Raw genomic sequence first — 23,637 nt, 5'->3', positions numbered from 1 at the left:
GTGGCTTCGTTCATTGCACTTGGCGCCGAATATTTAACGGCGGAGACCGAGCCGGGAAATCAGCTCGCGGTACCGCGCCTGATCTTTGCCTTTCAGGTAGTCAAGCAGCTTGCGGCGCTTGTTAACCATTTTCAGCAGACCCTGCCGGGAGTGGTGGTCTTTCTTGTGCTCGCCGAAATGCTCGGTGAGCTCGCTAATTCGTGCTGACAGCAGCGCGACCTGAACTTCCGGCGAACCGGTGTCTCCCTCGCCACGGGCGAAATCCGCGACAATGCTGCTCTTATTTCCAGTGGAAAGTGACATTACTCAAAAACTCCAATCGTTCTCTAATCTTAGGCCCTTTTTGGAAGCGCGCTATTCTAGCGCCTGTTCCCGGCCGTTAATAGCCCATTCGCGTGAATTAGGCGATATTTTCCCTGCCAGCGGCTGTTGACCGCTGCAGGCCTATCGTTCAGGGTGCCAAATTGAACACCCGCTTTGGCGCCAGCCGGCCTTCGCTGACCGATTCCGCAATACCTACAAACCGTGCGGCCTCGTCATAGACCCTCAACAAGGTCCCTTGCGGCCATTCTGCGGTCGCTGCAACCGGCTGTCCGCGCTCAAAGCGCTGGCAATCAGTGGCCTGCAACTCGCAAGACGGCCAATGCTGCAGTGCACTATCTATCGGCAGCAGGCGCGCATACAGCGCATCGAGATCGCCTTCAGCCGCCAGCTCTTCCAGTTCGGACAATTCCAGCATGTCATAAGCCGCAAACCCGGCCACGGTCTCGCGATGCAAGACAACCGTGTGTGCCAGCGTTCCTGCCACGGCAGCCACATCCTCCACGAGCGTCCTTATATAGGTGCCTTTAGAGCAACTGACCCGAAATGCGAGGCGGCGACCGTGGTACTCAAGCAGCTCGATCTCGCTGATTCGTACTGGCCGGGCAGCGCGTTCAACCACCTGACCTTGCCGCGCCAGCTCATAGAGCCGTTTGCCGTCTTTTTTCAGCGCCGAATACATTGGCGGTATCTGCTCGGAATCACCCAGAAAGCCAGCGAGAATCTCTGCCCATCGTGCAGCGTCAAGATCCGGCACAGCAGCCGAATCAATCACTTTTCCGTCAGCGTCAGCGGTATCCGTGGACTCGCCCAATTTCGCGACGACCCGGTACGACTTGTCCGCGTCCAATAAATAAGCCGAGACTTTGGTTGCTTCGCCAAAACACAGCGGCAACATGCCGGTGGCGGCCGGGTCGAGGCTTCCCGTATGGCCGCCTTTGCGAGCTTTTAGCAGACGTTTCACTTTCTGCAACGCCTGATTTGAAGTCAGGCCGGCCGGCTTGTTCAGCAACACAAGGCCATGCACGGGCACTGTCTCCCGTCGCTTTTGTGGAGCCGCCGCCATCAGTCGTTGCCGTTGTTGCCTTTGTCCAGAGCATCCTGGATAAGTTTCGACATTGCCGATCCGTGCGCGATACTGTCGTCATGCGCAAAACGAAGTTCGGGAACGTGGCGTACTTTCATCGCCCGTCCGAGCTTGCTACGCAGAAAACCACTCGCGTGGGTTAATGCGTCAAGGGCCGGTTGCGGCTCGTCGTCCGGATTCAGCAAGCTGAAATACACGCGAGCAACACTAAGGTCACGCGACAGCTCAACGGCGGTCAGCGACGCCGACTCCAGGCGCGGATCTTTGACTTCCGAGCGCAGCAGTTCGCTCAAGGTGCGCAGCACCTGAGCTCCCATGCGCTGACTTCGGGAATATTCGCGTGGCATCTTGTGGCCCGTCGCTGGCGTTCAGTTATTCAATGAAACGGGCAACTTCAACCCGCTCAAAGCACTCAATCTGATCACCAGGCTTAACGTCGTTGTAGTTCTTTACACCGATACCGCACTCTGTACCGGCACGAACTTCATTTACGTTGTCCTTGAACCGGCGCAACGACTCGAGTTCACCTTCGTAGATCACGACGTTGTCGCGCAGCACGCGAATCGGCAGCGCACGCTTCACGTAGCCCTCACTAACGATACAACCAGCAACGTTACCCAGTTTCGGCGAAGTAAATACCTCGCGAACTTCGGCCAGACCAACGATGTTCTCGCGAATTTCCGGCGACAACAGACCGCTGAGTGCCGCTTTCACGTCATCAATGGCTTCGTAGATAATGCTGTAGTAACGAACGTCAACACCGGATTCTTTGATTGCAGTTCGTGCAGCGCTATCCGCCCGAACATTAAAGCCGATGATGACCGCCTTCGAGGCCGCGGCCAGCGTCGCATCAGATTCCGTAATACCGCCAACACCCGAACTAATGACTTTGACCTTCACCTCATCATTAGAGAGGTTGGTCAGTGCATCGCGCAATGCTTCCGTACTGCCATGCACATCCGACTTGATGATCAACGGCACTTCGCCAAGCTCGGCTTCGGTCATCTGACTGAAGACATCTTCCAGCTTCGCGGCTTGCTGCTGCGCAAGTTTCGATTCACGCGTCTTGCTCTGGCGGAACTCAGCCACTTCGCGTGCCTTACGTTCGTTCTTGACGACCAGGAACTCATCACCCGAGCTTGGCGTCTTGGAAAGACCGAGCACAGCGACCGGCGTCGATGGACCTGCCGAACTAACTGATTTCTGTGTTCCGTCAAACATGTTGCGAACACGACCGTATTCTTCGCCGGCAATAATCATATCGCCCTGCTTCAAAGTACCAGCCTGCACGAGCAACGTTGCAACAGCGCCTCGGCCTTTTTCGAGGCTCGACTCAATAACGATACCCTGCGCCGCACCTTCTGCTACCGCCTTGAGGTCCATGACTTCTGCCTGCAGTAACAATGCATCCAGAAGCTGATCGATGCCTTCACCGGTATGTGCCGAAACGGGTACGAACATGTTGTCGCCACCCCAGTCTTCGGAGATCACCTCGTGCTGCGACAACTCGTTTTTCACTCGTTCTATGTCGGCGGCTTCCCGATCAATTTTATTGATCGCGACCACGATGGGAACGCCCGCGGCACGCGCGTGCTTGATCGCTTCGACTGTCTGCGGCTTGACGCCGTCATCAGCCGCTACAACCAGAATAACGATATCGGTTGCCTGCGCACCGCGTGCACGCATGGCGGTAAACGCCGCGTGACCCGGGGTATCGAGGAACGTAATGTTTCCTTTATCGGTCGAGACGTTGTAAGCGCCGATATGCTGGGTAATACCGCCGGCTTCGTCATCGACCACTTTCGCCCGACGAATGTAATCGAGCAGCGAGGTCTTGCCGTGATCGACATGGCCCATCACGGTAACGACTGGCGCGCGCGGTACTTCATCACCGGTTAACTTCTCGTTCGCCAGCAAGCTCTCGTCCATTTCAGCGCCGCTAACCAGCTTCACTGTATGACCAAACTCTTCGACGACCAGTGTGGCTGTGTCCTGATCGATAACCTGATTAATGGTCACCATAGCGCCCATGTTAAACAGCACTTTGACAACCTCGTTGCCTTTGACTGCCATTCGTTGGGCCAATTCGGAGACGGCAATACTTTCCGGGAGTGCGACTTCACGGATAACTGGCGCTGTCGGTCGTTCGAAACCGTGCTGGCCGTCACCGGCAACATTGACCGGTCGTCGGCGCGACGGAGATTTACGCTTGCGACGACCGCTCTTGTCGCCAGCCACGTGCAATTCTTTACGGCCATAGCGGGTTTCGCCCGGCTTGGCTTTCTTGCGATCTTTTTCTTTGGCACGGCGTTCGCGGGCGTCCTGCTCCGCTTTTTCCAAGCGGGTTTTTTCCTCGGCTGCAGCCGCCGCTTCTTTCGCCGCTTTTTCACGAGCGGCGTCTTCCGCCTCACGCTTGGCCTCTTCTTTCTGCCGCTTGGTCTCTTCGGCTTTCTGAACCAACGCTTCGCGCTCGGCCTTCTCGCGCTCTACAGCGAGACGTGCTTCCTCAATCCGATCAAGTTCGGCCTGACGCTCTGCGTCAAGCGCGTCCTGCTCTTTCTGTGCCTGCTCTTCAAGAACATCGCGCTTTATGTATGTGCGCTTTTGACGAACCTCTACATTGACGGTTCGTGATCGTCCTTGTGCACCAGCCAGCCGCAGTTCAGACTGCGATTTACGCTTGAGCGTAATTCGCCGCGGCGCGCCATCGTCACCCGCCGTGGCTTGCTGACCATGACTTCGTCGAAGGTGCGTCAGCAACTCGAGCTTCGCATCTTCGCTAATCGTATCGTCGGAACCTTTTACTTTGATTCCGGCCTCATCCAGCTGCGCGAGCAACTTATCGACCGAAACTTTCAGTACGTCCGCAAATTGTGCAACAGTAACGTCAGCCATCACTTACTCCAGGTGTTCCGTCATCAGGCCTGCTGTTCTGCTTCGAACCAATGGGCGCGGGCTTTCATAATCAGGGCAGCTGCTTCTTCCTGATCCATTTCGTTAATTTCAAGCAGATCATCAGTTGCCAACTCAGCGAGATCTTCGCGAGTAACAACGCCTTCGCTGGCCAGCTTAAACGCCAGTCCGCGATCCATGCCTTCAATACTAAGCAGGTCTTCGGCCGGCTCAGCTTCGTCAATTTTTTCTTCCTGAACAATCGCCTGAGTCAGTAGTACATCCCGGGCACGATTGCGCAGCTCGTTAACGATATCTTCGTCAAACTCTTCAATTGCCATCAATTCCGAAGTCGGCACGTATGCCACTTCTTCGATGGTTGAGAACCCTTCCTGCACCAGAATCAACGCGACTTCTTCGTCAACATCGAGCTGCTTGGAAAAGAGGTCCAACAATTCACGGGTTTCTTTTTCGGTCTTTTGCTCGGCGTCATTTTCAGTCATGACGTTGAGCTCCCAACCGGTGAGCTCGCTGGCCAGGCGGATATTCTGACCACCACGACCTATCGCTTGTGACAACTTATCCTCGTCAACGGCGATATCCATGCTGTGTGAATCTTCGTCGACGACGATAGACACGACTTCGGCCGGAGACATCGCATTAACAACATACTGCGCCGTGTTCTCGTTCCAGAGAATGATATCGACTCGCTCGCCGGCCAGCTCATTGGACACGGCCTGGACGCGCGAACCGCGCATACCGACGCAAGCACCGACAGGATCGATTCGCGAATCGTTGCTCTTAACTGCAATCTTGGCGCGCAAACCCGGGTCACGAGCAGCGCCCAGAATTTCGATCAAGCCCTGGCCAACTTCGGGAACCTCGATCTTGAACAGCTCGACCAAAAATTCCGGTGATGTCCGGGTCATGAACAATTGCGGGCCTCGCGGTTCCGAACGTACTTCAGTCAACAAAGCCTTCATGCGATCTTGCGGACGTACTGGCTCGCGCGGCACCATTTGATCACGCGAAACAAAGCCTTCGGCGTTGCCGCCAAGGTCGATATAGACACCGTTGCGATCGACACGCTTTACCAACCCGGACAACATCTCGCCGACGCGTTCCTTGTACTCTTCGACGACCTGCTCGCGCTCTGCTTCACGTACCTTCTGGACAATGACCTGCTTTGCGGTTTGCGCCGCAATGCGCCCAAAGTCCACTGACTCCATCGGCTCTTCGACGTAGCCGCCAGGTTCTGCTGCGGGATCGACGTCAACAGCATCGATCATGCGCAGTTCGCGATCCGGAAATTCAAGCTCGGTGGATTCATCAGCAAATACCAACCAACGGCGGAATGTCTCGTAATCGCCACTCTCGCGGTCAATTGCCACTCGGACGTCAATGTCGTCACCGTTACGGCGACGCGTCGCCGATGCCAGGGCCGCTTCGATTGCCTCGAAGATGATGTCTTTTTCGACGCCCTTCTCGTTAGAGACAGCATCCACCACCATCAGAATTTCTTTACTCATAATCTTTACCTAGTCCATGCGGTGTCATCGCGATCAGAGCGACGGCACCAGTCGGGCCAACTCAATGGTCTTAATCGGCAAGCTATGTGCCTGTCCGTCGACCTCAACTTCTATGTTCTCTTCATTCGCGGCACGCAGTGTGCCTCGATAATTGCGTCGCCCATCCAGCGGCATACGCAATTTGATCTTTACGACTTCACCTAAAAAACGTTCAAAATGCGCGGGCTTCGACAAACGCCGATCCAGCCCCGGCGACGACACTTCCAAAGCGTACTGCCCTGGCAATGGATCCTCGAGGTCGAGAATAGCGCTGATCTGCCGGCTAACTTTCTCGCAATCCTCCAGCACGATGCCCTCAGGCTTGTCGATGAAAACCCGCAGCACGCCGTCGCGGCCGCCGAGTTTCGCCTCGAGATCGCACAACTCGTAGCCCAGACCTTCAATAGCAGGCTCCAGCAACCGGGAGAGTTCCTCACTGGTCATCTTGATCGCCTCGTAAACGTCTGTATTTTAAACATATTTCCTAAACAAAAAATGGGCCTTCGGCCCATTCGTCTTACCCTCGGTCCGAGCCCGAGCCACTGTCACCGGGCAACAAAAAACCCCATAGCGGGGTTTCTTCGTCTACCAAGTAGCTGGTAGCGGAGGCAAGAGCGCACTCGAAGACAAGTGTCTGTAGTGCAAACCCACCACCCGCAGGCGCGCGATTATAGGCAATTCGGCCGACTTGCGCAATGACGACCGACTGCCCACACATGCCCCCCCTCTGGCGTGAGCTCGTATCGGAAATCGGGAATCGGCCTGCGGAGTTAACCGCTGATCCGGACCAAGCGCGCCCAAACCGGATAAACGGCTCGACCGCTGCCTGGCTGCTGACGACCGAACGGCTGGGCTAATCAGCGATACGGTCGGCTTGGCGCTTCCGGCTACTCCAGAAAAAGAGCAGTCCTAACAGGCACCAGAAAATGACTATGGCCCATTCCTGCGGCCATATCAGCGCCGCTGGGCTCCACGGCAGGTACAGCGCTGCAAGCCCGACGGACAGCAGCAATGCCGCCGAGCCGACCGCCATGCCGTGACTGACGCGGTAAGGCCGTTGCATATCCGGCTCTCGTTTGCGCAAAACCAGAAACGACAAAGCAACCATCGCGTAGGCAGTGACGATCCCCAGCCCGCCCGCATCAACCAGCCAGACCATTGCTGGGCGACCGAACAGCGGCGCAATGACCGCGAAGCCGCCAATCAGCATGATGGCCCGATGCGGGGTCCGGTACTTCGGGTGCAAAGTTGCAAATGCGCTGGGCGCCTGCCCGGCTACAGCCAGCGCATAGAGCGCGCGGCTGCCACCGATCAGGAATGCATTCCAACTGGTAATAATCCCGGCTATTCCACCGATCACCAACAATCGCCCGGCCCATTCGCCGCCAAACAATGCCGTAGCGGCCTCCGCTGTCGGCAATGTTGCTGTGGACCGGTCGGCTGCGGGCAAGCCCAGCGCTACCGCACCGATGACCGCTGCATACCAGACTACGGCCAGCACAATGGAGACGATGAGCAGACGGCCAATTTCGGCAAACGGCACATTGATCTCTTCAGCCGATTGCGGGATGACGTCGAATCCGACGAACATGAATGGCACCATCACCAGCACAGTGGCCATCCCAGCTATGCCGCCGACAAAACCAGGCGATACGTTCGCGACTTCGCCACGCACTGCAGCGCCGGTAAACAAGCTCGTGCCAATAAGCAGGATTACTACGACCACAAGCACCTGAAGCTTGGCCGCGGTACGAATACCGATGCAATTGAGTACAACCATCGAAATGGCCGCCACCGACCCGGTAGCAACCCAACTGGCGTTTACATCCCATCCTGCCACCGTCCACAGATACCCCTGACTGAACCCGGGAACCAGGTATTCAAGTACCGTGGGTAGTGCAACGGCCTCGAATGCAACCACCGACACGTAGCCCAGAAGAATTGCCCACGTGCATATAAACGACGCTGTCCGACCCAGCGCCCGTTTCGAGTAAGCGTGTTCGCCACCGACCAGCGGCATCGCCGACGCGAGCTCCGCGTAAGTCAGGCCAACCAGGATTACGGCGGTCCCGCCCAGCAAGAATGCCACAACCGCCCCTGCAGGCCCGGCGTTGTTGACCCAAACGCCACTCAGCGCCACCCAGGACCAGCCGACCATTGCGCCGAAGGCCAATGACAGTACTTCGCGTCTGTTGATGACTCTGACAAAGCCGCTGCTCATGCGTCTCCTGATTGAAATTTGTTCGCGGCACAATCGGCCGCCCTAAGGGCCACAGTATTCAATAACACAGTCCTTGTAATGTGAAAACTGCGTCCGGCACCGGGCGTATACGCCAGTTTATTTTATGGGTTCTACTCCGCAGACCAATCTGCCTGTGCCACAACCAAATCAATATCGTGCTGCAAGGTAAGCGTGTTCTTCGACCGCTCCAATGCCAATTGCGAAAGCTCTCTGGCCGCCGCTGCCATTTCATCGTTTTTCATCGCAGCAAGTGCCGATAACGCCTTCTGTAGCCGGATCTGTACTTCGACGAGCCCGGCACCGTCACGAGCTATCGACGCGAACGCGTCGTCAAACAGATCACGTACAGACAGTAGTGGTACCTGTACCCGGTCGAAACGAACTTCCATTTTGGACTCGTCCTCATCGAGCGGCGAACTCCAGGCAGCGAACAATCTCAGTAGAGTCCCGATCACATCGATCGCTGTGCCCGGGTCATTGACCGCTGGCGACAATGCGCGGCTGGCTATTTCCGAAAGTGCGATCAGGCCAAATCGAGGGTCGTCTTCGTATACCCGGTCATCTCCGACCTCAAACGGAGCAGTCAACATTGACTCATCGAACTCATCCGCGTCCGACTCTGAGCGAGCAAAATAGACAACCGGCTTATCAGGCGTCACCAAGGTTCCCGGCAAAGCCGCCACCCTAATCTGCAGATTCCACTTCTCAGCATGCTGCTGCAATGCGCTAATATCGATGTGCTGTACGTAACCAACTTTCCTGGCGAAGACGGGCTTTCCTTCAGACGATTTACCCGTAGCTGCCACCGCACTCATACTGGGGTAGCGGCGGCGAGATTGCAGCGCAGCAGCAGTCGCGCTTTCTACTTTATCAACCGTGGTGCCCAATCGCCCTAGCCGTGCAATCTTGTCCACCCAGCGAACGAACGTCAGCACTACCCAGGCGAAGACGCCAAGGGTTAACGCAAACAACGCGAAATGCCCAGCGTTCTGGTAGTAGCTGTTCTTCAAAGCCACCAACGCAACAATACTGAAAATAAATGCCCCGATAAAAACCGACAGCGCGTTTTTCGACACGTCATCGGACACTATTAACGGGAACGACCGTGGGGTGCCGGCGCTTCCAGCGGAGGCATAGGCCGACACCATCGACGCCACGGCAAAGGTCGCAATCACCAACATGCTGGATGCAACGATGGAGAGCAAAGCCTCGATAGAATCGGGCGAGATATCCGGCACTACGTCATCAAGATCAAGTCGATCAGCAATTTTCGCCAAAAAAGCACCACCGACGGACAAGACACAGAATACCAGTGGCCTCACCCACAGGCGTTCTCCCAATCGATTCAGCCAGAATCCCAGTCGGTTACTCATTCGCACTCCCACTTGCCTGAACCAGTGTGCATCAATATCGCGATGGCTGGAGTTTGGCAGCCCATTGGCACAATAACATGGGCGCGATCCGGGACCGTCAGGGCCTGCCGGATCTCAACGAGGAACAGGGCTTCAGCGAGTCTGCCCCCGCGAGACTATCTGCCAATGCATCATACGTTGAGCGACTTTTCTGGCAGGGATGGCGGGGAAGAACGCCGGTCCCTAAGCGCTGGCTATTCAACGAATAACAGGGACGAAATTCGGTTTCTACTTGCTGGCCATGCCGACAATTTTCCAGACCGCCCGGCGCGGATTGCTCTTCAGTGACTCAACCCAAAATCGCTCAGATCCCTTCGCAGACAAATTCTGTCCGCGATGGCATAAAAAAAGCCGGACCCACAGGGACCGGCTCTTTTAGTTTTTGGTAGCGGGGGCAGGATGGGCCTTCGCCTCTTCGAGGCTCAGTTATGTCGCGCGGCTGCGCCGCGCTCGACACGAACCTGCGCCGCGCCGCGGCTGTACAGGTTCAACCTTGCTCATTTCCAAACTAAAAAGCCGGACCCGAAAAAGACCGGGCCCGGCATTTCAATTTGGTAGCGGGGGCAGGATTTGAACCTGCGACCTTCGGGTTATGAGCCCGACGAGCTGCCAGACTGCTCCACCCCGCATCAGTAGGGACGGGATCATACAAACGTCGCCTGATGATTACAACCTGTTATTTAAATAATACAGACGCGAATCGTTATCCCATGACGTCCAGGCACATTTTGAGAAGCCAACCCGGCACAATACCCAAAACAAGAACAGCCACACCGTTCAGACTGAGCACGAACTGCGTATCCCTGCCCGCCTGAAACACTGAGCGATCAGCCGGCTTATCGAAGTACATGTACCAGATCACGCGCAGGTAATAGAAAGCCCCGACGACTGACGCCAAGACCATCAATACGGCGTAACCTGAGAAGCCCGCGTTCACCACCGCGCTGATCACGTTCACCTTGGCGAAGAAACCAACCCACGGCGGCACGCCAGCCAGACCAAACATGAAAAACAGCATCATCAGTGCGAACCATGGGCTGCGCGCGTTCAGGCCCTTGAAGTCGCTGATCGAATCGGCTTCGAAACCTTGCCGGCTGAGCAGAATGATCATGCCAAAGGTACCGGCCGCCATGATCACGTACGTGACGGTATAGAACACCGCAGCGCCGTAGCCTTCCGCCGAACCGGTAAAGATCGCGAGCAAGATGAAACCGACATGCGCTATCGCAGAATAACCCAGCATGCGTTTGATGTTTGTCTGGGCGATCGCCACTATGTTGCCGATGACCAGAGACAAGACACCGGTGACCATTAACATGCCTTGCCAGACGGCATGGATATCACCCAAGCCATCGACCAGTATGCGTAACGTCAGGGCGAGCGCTGCCAGCTTTGGTGCGGACGCTATGTACAAGGTCACCGGTGAACGAGCACCCTGATAAACATCCGGCAGCCACATATGGAACGGCACCGCACCGAATTTGAACGCGATACCGACGATAAGAAATGCCAGCCCGAACCACAAAGGAACGTCATTGAGTTCCGGACGGGCTTGCAGGGCTGCGGCAATCTCGTCGAACTGAATGCTGCCGGTAATACCGTAGACCCAGGATATTCCGTACAGCAAGGCACCGGATGCAATGGCGCCAAGCACGAAATATTTCATCGCCGATTCGGCCGCTGTAGCCGAATTGCGTTCGAATGCCACCAACGCATAAAGCGACAACGACAACGTCTCCAAGCCAAGATACATGGTCAGCAGGCTGTTGGCCGAAATCATCACCATGATGCCAAGCAGGCCGAACAAGCCCAGCAGGAAGAACTCGCCGCGCAGCAATTCATTCTGTTTGAGATAGTCGCGAGAATAGAGGAAACCAACTGCAACCACGCCGACCGACATCAACTTCAGTAGCTGCGACAAGCCATCGCTGACATAGCTGCCGTCGAACGTAATGACTCGTCCTTCAGGAGCAGTCGCAAGCAAGGCAATCGCCGTCACCGCAAGTGCCGCAATACTGAGCCAGAAGGTTACGACGCGTTTCTCATCACGCACCATCAGATCGATCAGCAATACCGCACAGATCAATCCAAGGAGGACCATCTCCGGTGCCGCAGGCATGAAATCAGTAACTCGCATTCGTCTTGAACCTTACAAAGCTGCCAGTTTGGACTGGCTGATGTGCTGAATGAGTTGATCGACGGTTACTGTCATCATGTCGACCAAAGGAGCTGGCCATAGACCAACGAGCAAAACCATTACAGCGAGAATGCCGAGGACAACGAACTCGCGCTGATTCAGGTCCTTAAGTTCTGCTACCTGCTTGTTCGCTACTTCGCCATAGAGGACGCGCTTGATCATCCACAAGGTATAGGCGGCACCCAGAATCAGGGTCATCGCGGCGAAGAAGGCGTACCAGAAGCTGGCTTTGAAGCTGGCGATGATCACCATGAACTCACCGACGAAACCGGAGGTACCTGGCAAACCGGCATTCGCCATCGCGAACAGTACAAAGAATGCCGCAAATGTCGGCATGGTATTGGCGACACCACCATAGTCCGCAATTTGTCGACTGTGAACACGATCGTAAAGGACGCCAACACAGAGGAACATTGCACCGGAAATAAGCCCGTGCGACACCATCTGAACCATGCCGCCAGTAATTCCGAGTCCGGCGCCGTTACCCTCGCCAATTCCCCACAAGAGGAAGAAGCCCAGCGTGACAAAACCCATGTGCGCGATCGACGAATATGCAATGAGCTTTTTCATGTCTTTCTGCATCAGCGCAACCATGCCAATGTAGACAACGCCGATCAGCGACAGCCCAATCATTAAACCGGCAAAGTACTGGCTACCGTCCGGAAGCATCGGGAGTGACAAGCGCACAAAGCCATAGCCCCCCATTTTCAACATGATCGCTGCCAGAATGACGGAACCACCTGTCGGCGCTTCAACGTGCGCATCCGGCAACCACGTGTGTACTGGCCACATCGGAACTTTGACTGCAAAGGCCAACAGGAACGCAATGAATATCAGCTTCTGCTCCGTCATGGACAACGGTACTTCCATGAACGAGAAGAAGTTGAAGTCGCCGGTCTTGCCGTACAGATAAATAAAGGCAACCAGCATCAACACAGAGCCGAGGAACGTGTAGAGGAAGAACTTCATCGTCGCGTATACGCGGCGTTCACCACCCCATACACCGATGATCAGGAACATCGGCACCAGCATGGCTTCCCACATTACGTAGAACAACACGGCATCAAGAGCGCAGAAGACCGCAATCATCAGGCCTTCAAGGATCAGGAATGCCGCGAAGTACTGTGCCGGGCGTTGCTTGATGTTGTTCCAGCCAGTAATGATCACCAGTGGTGTTATGAACGTTGTCAGCAATATCAGCGGCGCCGAAATACCATCAACACCAAGGAAGTATTCAACGTTGAACGCCGCAATCCAGGGCACTCGTTCAACAAACTGCATGGCAGCCGTGCCGTTGTCGAAGCTCTTGTACAGGAACAGGCTTAACAGGAACGTCAGTACGGACACTCCCAGCGAAAGCATACGCATGCCACCAGCACGGGCGCTGTCGGCATCGCCATCATCTCCCGCCGCCAGTACAGCGATTCCACCCAGAATCGGCAGCCAGATAAGTATGCTCAGAATATTGTGCGATAAATCCATGCGTCAGACTCGTTGTTCGCGGAGCCGCTGTCGCGGGTCTTGTTCTTGTTTAGTCACGTCGCTTATTGCAGCCATAACAGCCAGCCCAGGAACATCGTCAAGGCGATGATCATGGCAAACGCGTAGTGGTAGAGATAACCGGTCTGCAAATGCCGCAGGACACCGGAAAGTCGACGAACGCTGTTGGCGGTGCCATTAACCAGCAAGCCGTCAATGACCAGGGCGTCACCCTTGGCAGAAAGGAATCCGCCCAGCGCACGACCGCCGCCAGCAAAGCCCTTAATCCACAATTCGTCGAAGTAGTATTTGCGGTCCAGCAGGTTGTACAAACCAGAAAACCGTTGTTTGAGCGCTTCTGGAATATCCGGCCGCTTCAGCCACAGGAACCAGGCAGTGACCACACCCGCCGCAGCCAGATAAACCGCTGGCCCTTGTAACGCATGCAGAATAAAGGCCCAGCTACCGTGGAAATTTTCACCCAAATGAGCCAACACATCGTGAGCCGGGCTGACAACAATCGCATCGCCAAAGAAACCGCCGAACAGCACGGGTCCTATGGCGAACCAGCCGATAACCGCCGAGGGAATCGCCAGCATGATCAACGGCACAGTGACCACCGCCGGTGTTTCATGCAGGTGCGATTTGGTCTTGGCGTCCATACGCTCTTCACCGTGAAAGACCAGGAAGAACATCCGGAATGAATACAGCGCGGTGATGAACACACCAAGCAATACGCTCAGATACGCAATCCAATATATTGCGCCCTGGCCGTGCCAGTGTGAGTCCTTGACCGCCTCTATCAAAGCGTCCTTCGAGAAGAAACCCGCACTGCCCGGGAAACCAATTAATGCCAGCGAACCGATCAATGCTGTCCAGTAGGTGATCGGCATGTATTTCTTCAGGCCACCCATCTTGCGAATGTCCTGCTCATGATGCATCGCGATAATTACGGAGCCCGCACCCAGGAACAACAACGCTTTAAAGAACGCGTGGGTCATGAGGTGGAAAATCGCAGCGCCGTAGGCTGAGACACCCAAAGCAACCGTCATGTAACCCAGCTGCGACAACGTCGAGTACGCGACGACCCGCTTGATGTCGTTCTGGACGATACCCAACAGGCCCATGAAGAAAGCAGTGAAGGAGCCGATGACCAGCACAACCGCCAACGCCGTTTCAGACAACTCGAACAACGGTGACATGCGCGCCACCATGAAAATGCCGGCCGTCACCATGGTAGCCGCATGGATAAGCGCGGAGATGGGTGTCGGACCTTCCATCGAATCCGGTAGCCACACGTGCAGCGGCGCTTGCGCTGACTTACCCATCGCACCGACAAACAACAAAATGCAAATCAACGTCATCGCATTCCATGGGCTGCCGCCGAATACTTCTATCTGCTGTGCAGCAATGTTGTCGGCCTGGGAAAACACGGTTGCGTAGTCCAGCGAGTTGGTGAACATCACCACGCCGGCAATACCCAGAATAAAACCAAAGTCACCGACCCGGTTAACCAGGAACGCTTTCAGGTTGGCAAATATTGCGGTTTCTCGTTTGTACCAGAAGCCAATCAGCAAGTACGAAACCAGACCTACCGCTTCCCAGCCGAAGAACAGCTGCAGGAAGTTGTTGGACATCACCAGCATCAACATCGCAAACGTAAACAGCGATATGTAGCTAAAAAAGCGCTGGTAGCCAGGATCATCGTGCATGTAGCCAATGGTGTAGATGTGCACCATCAGCGAAACGAAGGTCACTACAACCATCATCAGCGCTGTCAGGCGGTCGACCAGAAAGCCAACCTCCATTCGCAATCCGTCGGTTACCGCCCACGTATACAGGCTGTAATTGTCAGACTGACCGCCATCCCAATAGAGGTTCTTTAAAACCAGGAGGGACAAAACGCAAGACAGGCCGACGCCGAGGATCGTTATCCAATGAGCGCCCGCCCTGCCGATCTTGTGACCAAACAGGCCCGCAATGATGGCCGCGAACAGCGGCGCCAATACAATTGTCAGATGAATACTGTGCATTGCCCGTCAGCCTTTCATGGTGTCCAGCTCCTGGACATTAATGGAGCGTCGATTACGGAACAGCACCACGAGAATGGCGAGACCAATAGCGGCTTCTGCTGCAGCCACAGTAAGAATGAAGAACACGAATACCTGCCCGGTTTCATCGCCAAGGTATCGGCTGAAAGCGACGAAGTTGAAGTTAACTGACAGCAACATCAGTTCGATGCACATCAGCAAGAGAATCAAATTACGTCGATTAATGAATATACCGGCGACGCTAAGAGCAAACAGAATCGCCGACATGGTCAGGTAGTGCTGCAAACCAATCATTGCGACTTCTCCGAATCCATTTTCACAACTCGCACGCGGTCCTTAGCCCGCACAGCAACCTGTTTGGAAATATTCTGCATTTTCAGGCCTGGCCGCTTGCGCATCGTCAGAGTAATCGCCGCAACGATGGCCAACAGCAAAATCACAGCAGCAAGCTCAAACGCATACACGTGTTCGGTATAGAGCACAGCTCCCAGCGCTTTGGTATTGCTGTACCCCTCAGGGGTTGGCGCAAAGCCAGTGCCGCTCATCACGTCGCTGCCTCGCAACCAAATCAGTTGCATCAACTCAACCACCATCAGCATCGCTATACCGAGACCGAACCAGCGATAACGGGTGAAGCCATCGCGCGCCTCTTCGACATTGATATCCAACATCATCACGACAAACAGGAACAACACCATGACCGCGCCGACGTACACCAGGATCAGCACGATCGCCAGGAACTCCGCTTCGGCCAGCAACCAGAGTACGGAGCTTTGAAAAAATGCCAGCACGAGGAACATCACCGCGTGCACCGGGTTCTTCGAAAAAATCACACCCAGTGCAGCGCCGATCAAGACAGCGGCGAAAGAGTAGAAGAGGATTGCGTGAAACACGTTCTTATTGCCCCTTAGCGATACTTGGCATCGGCGGCTTTATCAGCCGAAATCATGGCTTCGTACTTATCACCAACAGCCAATAGCTTGTCTTTGGTCATGATATTTTCACCGGGCCTTTCCATGTGGTATTCGTGCAGCCTGGTTTCAACGATCGCGTCGACCGGGCACGCTTCTTCGCAAAAGCCGCAGTAAATGCACTTGAACAGATCGATGTCGTAACGCGCCGTACGGCGAGTGCCGTCTTCACCGACAGTGGAGTCAATGGTGATCGCAAGCGCCGGGCATACGGCTTCGCACAATTTGCAGGCGATACAACGCTCTTCTCCGTTCGGATAACGACGCAACGCATGCAATCCACGGAAGCGCGACGATTGCGGCGTCTTTTCTTCCGGGTAGTAGACCGTAACCGGCTTACGGAAGAAATTGCGGAACGTGACGCCGAGGCCCTGCCACAGCTCCCACAGCGAAAACGTCTTAAAATAGCTTACAAACCTGTCCATCAAATTAACCTGCCAACCTTGCCCATGGACCCCAATGCATCCAGGACATAAAGCCTTCAACCGCGATCCAGATAATTGTCACCGGAATGAATACCTTCCAGCCCAAGCGCATGATCTGGTCGTAGCGATAGCGCGGAAATGTAGCTCGAAACCAAAAGAAGACGAAAATGAAGAATGCTATTTTCGCGGCCAGCCAGAAGAAGCTGCCTGCTCGCAACAGACTATCTTCGCCAAGGAATGCCCAACCCTCGAACGGAGAAGCCCAGCCGCCCAGGAAAAAGATCGCCGTCAGTGCGGATATCAGCACCATGTTGGCGTACTCCGCGAGGAAGAACACCGCGAAAGCTACACCTGAATATTCAACGTGAAAGCCGGCCACAATTTCGGACTCGCCTTCCGCTACGTCGAACGGCGCACGGTTGGTCTCCGCGACGCCCGAAATGAAGTAAACGACAAAGAGCGGTAACAATGGCAACAGGAACCACTGACTGAAACCGCCGGACTGCGCGCGGACAATATCGCCCAGATTCAGGCTGCCTGCGGCCATCAGGACGCCAACCAGCGCAAAGCCCATCGCTATTTCATAAGCGACGATTTGTGCAGCGGAACGCATGGCACCGAGAAATGCGTACTTCGAGTTGGTTGCCCAGCCCGCCAGTATCACCCCGTATACGCCGATAGATGTCAGGGCCAGGACGTACAGAAGGCCTGCGTTGATATCGGCAATAACGAAAGAATCCGTTAGCGGAATAACCGCCCAAGCAGCCAAAGCCGGGATAATCGATAACAACGGCGCAATAACAAACAGGAAGCGATTCGACCGGGTCGGAATGACCACTTCTTTGATCAGCAGTTTGATGACGTCAGCGAATGGCTGAAGCAAGCCGTACGGACCAACCCGGTTCGGACCAACTCGGCCCTGCATGTAACCTATTACTTTGCGTTCAAAGTAAGTGGTAAAGGCAACAGTAAGAATGACGCAAATGGTGACGGCCAAAATCTGACTGGTAGTGATGGTCAGGTACTGTAGCATCGGTGGCAGATTGTCCCAGATGTCGACAACGAACTGAGGAATCAAACCGCTCATACCTCGTTCCCTCCGCCGTTGCGACGCGCCTCTGCCGTCAGCTGCAAGGCCGTAGCACGGCGTACCAGACTGTCAGTCGCGTACATCGGCACATCGAACTCAGCTTGCGCTTTGTCTTCGCCATTGACGCCCGGCAGTACCCTGTTTCCTGTGTATTGCGCGGCAGGCGGCGACTTGGCCACCACGGTGCCTATGTCGGTCAAGACATCTTCGCTGGATTCGTAATCGAAATCGTCGATGTTCAGAAGATTGCCGAGCACGCGCAACACTTTCCATGCTGGCCTTGCTTCGGCCACAGGGTTTGCCATGCCCGCAAAACTCTGCCACCGACCTTCGCAATTGACGAACGTACCGGCCGATTCCGCAAAACTGCCTATCGGCAGCATCAGGTCAACGGATTGTCGAAGCGCTGGCGTGTCGTAACACGTCAAGGCGGCCACAAAATTCTGTGCGGCGATTTTCGCCAATGAATCACTGTCAGCCAGATCTTTGTCGGGCTCAACGCCAAGCAGCAACAACGCATCCAGATCAGCGTCGAGCATTTCAGCAGCGTTCAGACCGCCAGGAGCGCGCGCTTCACCGCCCGGCTTGCGATGCGGCAATACGCCGGCAAGTGAAGCACCTGCCGAATTCGGTCCGTCACTCAAGCGACCGAACCCTGCCTCGGCGAGCGTGGCAATGGCCGAGGACAATGCGCGCAGTGCCGCGAACGCAGGGTGATGCCCGGCAACGTTACCCAGCAGTACGTGAGCAGCAGCAGCGTCGCGTAATAAGGTTGCGATCTGTTCCTGACCGGCGGTCGCTGACACGCCCTTGCAAAGATCGCGCACCGAATCCGGCAGAGAACGACCAGCGCTCAATGCAACGGCAACACCCGCGAGCTCTGCTACCAACGAAGTTGTATCCAGATATTCCGCGACCGGGAAGTTGTATTCATGGCGGCCATTGTTAACAAATGCCACACGTGCACCGGCCATTGCTGCCTTGCGTACCCGGTGCGCCAGAATCGGCGCCTCCCGGCGCAGATTCGAACCCACCACGAGAATCGCATCCCGCGTTTCCAGATCTGCAATGCTACAACCCAACCCGGGCATTAACGGGTCATTCTCCTGGTCTGAGAAATCCCGTTGCTGCAAGCGATGGTCAAGATTGTCGCTACCCAATTTCGCCGCAATTCGAGCCAGCAGGTGGCTTTCTTCCAGCGTTGCAGTAGGTGCTGACAAGATACCGACTTTGTCACCGTCAGCTGCCGACAGGACGTTGGCCAGTTTTTCCAACGCCACTTGCCAATCCACACTCTGCCAATCGCCGTTGACCTTCATCAGCGGCCGCGACAGGCGTTCGTCGCTGTAAATCCCCTGGTAGCTGAACCGGTCGCGATCCGAAATCCAGGTTTCGTTAATTTCTTCGTTCTCACGCGGCACAACGCGCTTTACCGTGCCACGCAGTACGTGCGCGTACATGTTTGAACCCACGCAATCGTGTGGCGACACCGCCGGCCGCTGCACCATTTCCCAGGCGCGGGCACTGTAGCGATAAGGTTTGTTATTGAGTGCACCTACCGGACACAGATCGATGATGTTGGCCGACATTTCGTGGTCGACCGCCTTTTCAATGTACATGCTGATCTGCATGTTTTCGCCGCGACCAATAGTACCGAGCTCCTGCAGACCCTCGATTTCCTGACTGAAGCGCACGCAGCGAGTGCAATGTATGCAGCGTGTCATGTCAGTCGAAACGAGCGGGCCTATATCTTTGTCTTTAACAACGCGCTTGCCGTCGTTGTAACGCGATACATCACGGCCGTAGCCCATCGCCAAATCCTGCAACTCACACTCGCCGCCCTGATCACAAATCGGGCAATCCAGTGGATGATTGATCAGCAGGAATTCCATCGTTGCTTTCTGCGCAGCGATGGCTTTCGGTGAACGGGTGAATACCTTCATCCCATCGCCAACCGGAGTTGCGCAGGCCGGCAAGGGTTTCGGTGCTTTCTCGACTTCGACGAGACACATGCGACAGTTGGCCGCGATGCTCAGCTTCTCGTGATAACAAAAACGCGGCACGTATTGCCCGGCAGCATCCGTTACTTCGATCAGCATCTGGCCTTTGCGCGCCTCAACAGGCTTGCCATCGACCTCAATGGTTACGGTATCGTCACTCATGCCGCAACCTCTGCGCCGCCTTCAACAATACTGCGGCCCCGATTCTTCACCATGTATTCGAACTCGTGATAAAAATGTCGCAGGAAACTCTGCACTGGCCAGGCCGCGGCGTCACCTAATGCGCAAATGGTATGCCCTTCGATCTTGTTGGCTACCGCCACCAGGCGATCGAGGTCTTCTTCACGGCCCTCGCCTTCCAGAATTCGGGTCGACATACGGTATAGCCAACCCGTACCTTCCCGGCACGGCGTGCATTGGCCACAGGACTCTGCCATGTAAAATCGGGAAATCCGTCGCAGGACGCGCACCATGCAGGTTGTGTCGTCCATCACCATGACCGCACCGGTACCGAACGACGAACCGGCCTGCTGCAATGACGTGTAGTCCATCGTGCAGTCCATGATGATATCGGCCGGCAACACGGGAACCGACGAACCGCCAGGAATGACGGCTTTCAACTTGCGGCCTTGCCACACGCCGCCACAAAGCTCGAGCAAGTCTTTGAACGGAATTCCCATCGGAAGCTCGAAATTGCCGGGCTTCTCAACGTGACCGGAAACTGAAAACTGTGCCGTGCCGCCTGATTTCTCAGGACCGAGTGCCGCAAACCACGCCGCCCCCTTGCGCATAATCGTTGGCACGCTGGCGAGACTTTGAGTGTTGTTGATTGTGGTCGGTTTACCGTACAAACCAAAGTTCGCCGGAAACGGCGGCTTGAATCTCGGTTTGCCCTGCTTGCCTTCCAGCGATTCGATCAACGCGGTTTCTTCACCACATATGTAAGCACCCGCCCCGACGAACGTGTACAGGTCGAAATCAATTCCCGATCCCTGAATGTTCTTGCCCAACAGACCGGCCGCGTAGGCCTCTTCCAGTGCCGCCTCGAACCGTGGCACGGGTTCGTCAATGAACTCGCCGCGAATGTAGTTGTATGCAACTGTCGCGCCCATTGCATAAGCGGCAATCGCCATACCTTCAATCAAGGCATGCGGATTTTTGCGCAGCACTTCGCGGTCGTGACAGGTTCCGGGTTCACTCTCGTCCGAGTTGCATACCAGGTATTTTTGTACCGGTGCCGTTCGGGGCATGAAGCTCCACTTGAGACCAGTAGGGAAACCAGCACCGCCGCGACCGCGCAGGCCGGATGCTTTTACTTCGTCGATGATCTGTTCAGGTGTCAATTCGCCGGCAAGCACCTTCCGCCAGGTTTGATAGCCATCGTGCTTCTCGTAAGTAGCCAGCGACCATGACTGTTCCGAGCCAAAGGTTTTGAAGCAGACCAGATTTTGTTCGTACGCCATCAGTCCAGCCCGTCCAGAATTTCGTCAACCTGCTCGATGGTCAGGTTCTCGTGGTATTTGTGATCCACCATCATCATGGGGGCGCCGCAGCATGCTGCGAGGCACTCTTCTTCACGTTTGAGGTAAATACGTCCGTCCGCGGTACTTTCTCCGAGCTTAATGCCCAGTTTCTTCTCGGCATGCGCGACCAGTTCTTCGCCGCCACGCAACATGCATGAAACGTTGGTGCAAATAGCGACGTTGTGCCGCCCAACCGGCTTGGTCTGGAACATGGAATAGAACGACGCGACTTCGTAAACCTGAATGGGCGGCAGGTCGAGGTATTCGCCAACCGCATCCATAATCTCCGTCGTGAGGAAGCCTTCGTTCTCATGCTGTGCCGCATGCAATGCTCCGATCACGGCCGAGCGTTTGCGATCCTCAGGGAATCGCGCTATCCAGCGTTCTATCTCTTCACACACGTGTGCCGACAGCACATCCGAATTCTTCATCGGTCAATCTCACCAAAAACGATATCCTGGGTACCGATAACGGCAACCACGTCAGACAGCATGTGGCCTTCGACCATCTCGGACATTGCCGCTATGTGCGCAAAGCCCGGTGCCCTGACCTTCACACGGTAGGGCTTGTTGGCGCCGTCAGAAATCATGTAAACACCGAACTCGCCTTTCGGCGCTTCAACTGCTGCGTATGCTTCACCAGCCGGAACGCAATAGCCTTCGGTAAACAGTTTGAAGTGATGGATCAATGACTCCATGTCATCTTTCATCTCAACGCGTTTTGGGGCGACGACTTTGTGATCATCCACCATCACGGGGCCGGGATTATTACGTAGCCAGTCGACGCACTGCTTCACGATACGATTGGACTGACGCATTTCTTCAACCCGCACTAGGTAGCGGTCGTAGCAGTCGCCGTTCACACCGACCGGGATGTCGAAGTCCATCTTGTCGTACACCGCGTACGGCTGTTTCTTGCGCAAATCCCATTCGATGCCTGAACCGCGCAGCATGGGACCGGTGAAACCCAGCTGGAGCGCACGTTCCGGGCTAACCACGCCGATGTTAACCGTGCGTTGTTTCCAGATGCGGTTATCGGTCAACAGCGTTTCGTACTGATCAACGCACGCGGGAAACTTCTCGGTGAACGCTTCGACAAAATCAAGCAAAGATCCGTCGCGGGCTTCGTTGAGTTCATCGACGTCTTTTTGCTTACGCCATTTCGACGCCTGATACTTCGGCATGCTGTCAGGCAAATCACGGTAGACGCCGCCCGGCCGGTAGTAAGTTGCGTGCATACGCGTACCGGACACTGCTTCGTAGCAGTCCATCAAGTCTTCGCGCTCACGGAAGCAATACAGGAACACGGTCATCGCGCCGATATCCAGCCCGTGTGCACCCAGCCACATCAAGTGGTTCAGGATGCGGGTAATTTCGTCAAACATGACCCGGATATACTGCGCGCGGACCGGCGCCTGAATGCCGAGCAATTTTTCGATGGCCTGCACGTAACCGTGCTCGTTGCACATCATCGACACGTAGTCGAGACGGTCCATGTAACCGATGCTCTGGTTATAGGGCTTCGACTCGGCCAGCTTCTCGGTACCGCGGTGCAACAGACCCACGTGCGGGTCTGCCTTCTGAATTACTTCGCCATCCATTTCAAGCACGAGGCGCAATACACCGTGCGCGGCCGGATGCTGCGGGCCGAAGTTCATTGTAAAATTCTGAATCTCAGCCATCGGTCGCGACGTCCTTGATATCTGGGTTGTAACGGTTGTCGTCGCGAATCACCTTGGGTACCAAAGTGCGCGGTTCGATACTGACCGGCTGATACGCTACACGGCCCTTCTCAGCGTCGTAGTGCACTTCAACGTTGCCTGACAACGGAAAGTCTTTACGGAACGGGTGGCCGATAAAGCCGTAGTCGGTCAGGACGCGGCGAAGATCAGGGTGGCCTTCAAAGAGTATGCCGTACATGTCGAACGCTTCTCGCTCGAACCAGTTGGCGGAACTCCAGATATTGACGACCGACTTGATGACCGGTGGATTGCTTTCGCCGGTAAAGACCCGCAATCGCAAGCGAACGTTGTTCTGTATCGACAGCAAGTGGTAGACGACCGCAAAACGCCGGGATTCAAAGACGTCTGACTCATCGAGGATCACAGGCTCGCGCAAAACTCCGCGGCTAAACCCGGTTTCAGTAGCCTGCTCCGTCACCCATTCAGCGGTGCCATAGGTGAGGTAATCAACACCACAAACATCGATCAGTTGCTCGAACCCGAATTCGTCGCGAATTGCCTCAGCAACTTCAAGCAACGCGTCGCGTTCGACCTCGTAGGTCAATTCCCTGCAGGTGGACGGCACACGAACCACGTTACTCGTAAAACGAGCGTCGATCCGAGCCGCCAGGGTCTCGTATTTGTCGTTCATTGTTTTG

At 55.4% G+C, this 23,637-nt stretch carries 20 protein-coding genes and 1 tRNA gene; all 21 read right to left on the bottom strand.

What is annotated here, in order from left to right; genetic code table 11:
• Nucleotides 1-33: 33 nt before the first annotated feature.
• The 21 genes from rpsO to AC0L8N_RS16965 all read right to left on the bottom strand — a co-directional run bounded on the left by rpsO (nucleotide 34) and on the right by AC0L8N_RS16965 (nucleotide 23,630).
• On the bottom strand, nucleotides 34-303 hold the full coding sequence (gene rpsO / locus AC0L8N_RS17065; RefSeq protein ID WP_068615883.1) for a 30S ribosomal protein S15: 270 nt from the start codon (nucleotides 301-303) through the stop codon (nucleotides 34-36).
• Nucleotides 304-451: 148 nt separating this feature from the next.
• Nucleotides 452-1,387 (bottom strand): tRNA pseudouridine(55) synthase TruB, encoded by a 936-nt coding sequence (gene truB / locus AC0L8N_RS17060; RefSeq protein WP_473669347.1) that lies wholly within the window; start codon nucleotides 1,385-1,387, stop codon nucleotides 452-454.
• A complete protein-coding gene (gene rbfA, locus AC0L8N_RS17055; protein WP_473669345.1) occupies nucleotides 1,387-1,755 on the bottom strand; it encodes a 30S ribosome-binding factor RbfA in 369 nt (122 codons plus the stop codon). The genes truB and rbfA overlap by 1 nt, the downstream gene beginning before the upstream one ends.
• Before the next feature lie 25 nt (nucleotides 1,756-1,780).
• Entirely contained in the window at nucleotides 1,781-4,303 is a 2,523-nt protein-coding gene (gene infB / locus AC0L8N_RS17050; RefSeq protein ID WP_473669343.1) for a translation initiation factor IF-2, read from the bottom strand.
• Nucleotides 4,304-4,326: 23 nt separating this feature from the next.
• Entirely contained in the window at nucleotides 4,327-5,829 is a 1,503-nt protein-coding gene (gene nusA, locus AC0L8N_RS17045; protein WP_473669341.1) for a transcription termination factor NusA, read from the bottom strand.
• A gap of 33 nt (nucleotides 5,830-5,862) precedes the next feature.
• Nucleotides 5,863-6,312: a ribosome maturation factor RimP gene (gene rimP / locus AC0L8N_RS17040; RefSeq protein WP_473669339.1), complete on the bottom strand. Its 450-nt coding sequence runs from the start codon at nucleotides 6,310-6,312 to the stop codon at nucleotides 5,863-5,865.
• A 409-nt stretch (nucleotides 6,313-6,721) separates the two neighbouring features.
• Nucleotides 6,722-8,089 carry an APC family permease gene (locus tag AC0L8N_RS17035; RefSeq protein WP_473669337.1) on the bottom strand — a complete coding sequence of 456 codons (1,368 nt, stop codon included), beginning with the start codon at nucleotides 8,087-8,089 and terminating at the stop codon, nucleotides 6,722-6,724.
• A 131-nt stretch (nucleotides 8,090-8,220) separates the two neighbouring features.
• Nucleotides 8,221-9,483 carry a DUF2254 domain-containing protein gene (locus AC0L8N_RS17030; RefSeq protein WP_473669335.1) on the bottom strand — a complete coding sequence of 421 codons (1,263 nt, stop codon included), beginning with the start codon at nucleotides 9,481-9,483 and terminating at the stop codon, nucleotides 8,221-8,223.
• Nucleotides 9,484-10,074: 591 nt separating this feature from the next.
• Nucleotides 10,075-10,151 (bottom strand) — tRNA-Met (locus AC0L8N_RS17025).
• Nucleotides 10,152-10,225: 74 nt separating this feature from the next.
• The gene (gene nuoN, locus AC0L8N_RS17020; RefSeq protein ID WP_473669334.1) at nucleotides 10,226-11,659 is read right to left on the bottom strand and encodes an NADH-quinone oxidoreductase subunit NuoN; all 1,434 of its coding nucleotides are present in this window, start codon (nucleotides 11,657-11,659) and stop codon (nucleotides 10,226-10,228) included.
• 12 nt (nucleotides 11,660-11,671) lie between these two features.
• Complete coding sequence (locus AC0L8N_RS17015; RefSeq protein ID WP_473669332.1) at nucleotides 11,672-13,201, bottom strand: NADH-quinone oxidoreductase subunit M; 1,530 nt, start codon at nucleotides 13,199-13,201, stop codon at nucleotides 11,672-11,674.
• A 62-nt stretch (nucleotides 13,202-13,263) separates the two neighbouring features.
• A complete protein-coding gene (gene nuoL, locus AC0L8N_RS17010) occupies nucleotides 13,264-15,231 on the bottom strand; it encodes an NADH-quinone oxidoreductase subunit L (protein ID WP_473669330.1) in 1,968 nt (655 codons plus the stop codon).
• Between the two features lie 6 nt (nucleotides 15,232-15,237).
• Nucleotides 15,238-15,543 carry an NADH-quinone oxidoreductase subunit NuoK gene (gene nuoK, locus AC0L8N_RS17005; RefSeq protein ID WP_068615906.1) on the bottom strand — a complete coding sequence of 102 codons (306 nt, stop codon included), beginning with the start codon at nucleotides 15,541-15,543 and terminating at the stop codon, nucleotides 15,238-15,240.
• On the bottom strand, nucleotides 15,540-16,142 hold the full coding sequence (locus AC0L8N_RS17000) for an NADH-quinone oxidoreductase subunit J (RefSeq protein WP_473669328.1): 603 nt from the start codon (nucleotides 16,140-16,142) through the stop codon (nucleotides 15,540-15,542). Before AC0L8N_RS17000 ends, nuoK begins: the two co-directional genes overlap by 4 nt.
• A 14-nt stretch (nucleotides 16,143-16,156) precedes the next feature.
• Nucleotides 16,157-16,645, bottom strand: a complete 489-nt coding sequence (gene nuoI / locus AC0L8N_RS16995) for an NADH-quinone oxidoreductase subunit NuoI (protein WP_473669326.1) — start codon at nucleotides 16,643-16,645, stop codon at nucleotides 16,157-16,159.
• Nucleotides 16,646-16,649: 4 nt separating this feature from the next.
• Nucleotides 16,650-17,678, bottom strand: coding sequence for an NADH-quinone oxidoreductase subunit NuoH (nuoH, locus tag AC0L8N_RS16990; protein ID WP_473670215.1), 1,029 nt, complete (start codon nucleotides 17,676-17,678; stop codon nucleotides 16,650-16,652).
• Nucleotides 17,679-17,728: 50 nt separating this feature from the next.
• Nucleotides 17,729-19,897: an NADH-quinone oxidoreductase subunit NuoG gene (nuoG, locus tag AC0L8N_RS16985; RefSeq protein WP_473669324.1), complete on the bottom strand. Its 2,169-nt coding sequence runs from the start codon at nucleotides 19,895-19,897 to the stop codon at nucleotides 17,729-17,731.
• The gene (nuoF, locus tag AC0L8N_RS16980; RefSeq protein WP_473669322.1) at nucleotides 19,894-21,198 is read right to left on the bottom strand and encodes an NADH-quinone oxidoreductase subunit NuoF; all 1,305 of its coding nucleotides are present in this window, start codon (nucleotides 21,196-21,198) and stop codon (nucleotides 19,894-19,896) included. Before nuoF ends, nuoG begins: the two co-directional genes overlap by 4 nt.
• A complete protein-coding gene (locus tag AC0L8N_RS16975; protein WP_473669320.1) occupies nucleotides 21,198-21,689 on the bottom strand; it encodes an NADH-quinone oxidoreductase subunit NuoE family protein in 492 nt (163 codons plus the stop codon). The genes nuoF and AC0L8N_RS16975 overlap by 1 nt, the downstream gene beginning before the upstream one ends.
• On the bottom strand, nucleotides 21,686-22,939 hold the full coding sequence (locus AC0L8N_RS16970; RefSeq protein WP_473669318.1) for an NADH-quinone oxidoreductase subunit D: 1,254 nt from the start codon (nucleotides 22,937-22,939) through the stop codon (nucleotides 21,686-21,688). The genes AC0L8N_RS16975 and AC0L8N_RS16970 overlap by 4 nt, the downstream gene beginning before the upstream one ends.
• The gene (locus tag AC0L8N_RS16965) at nucleotides 22,932-23,630 is read right to left on the bottom strand and encodes an NADH-quinone oxidoreductase subunit C (RefSeq protein ID WP_473669316.1); all 699 of its coding nucleotides are present in this window, start codon (nucleotides 23,628-23,630) and stop codon (nucleotides 22,932-22,934) included. Before AC0L8N_RS16965 ends, AC0L8N_RS16970 begins: the two co-directional genes overlap by 8 nt.
• Nucleotides 23,631-23,637: the final 7 nt, after the last annotated feature.

This window comes from Woeseia sp. D3-10 (assembly GCF_055809415.1).
This window is presented reverse-complemented; position numbering and strand designations above follow the sequence as displayed.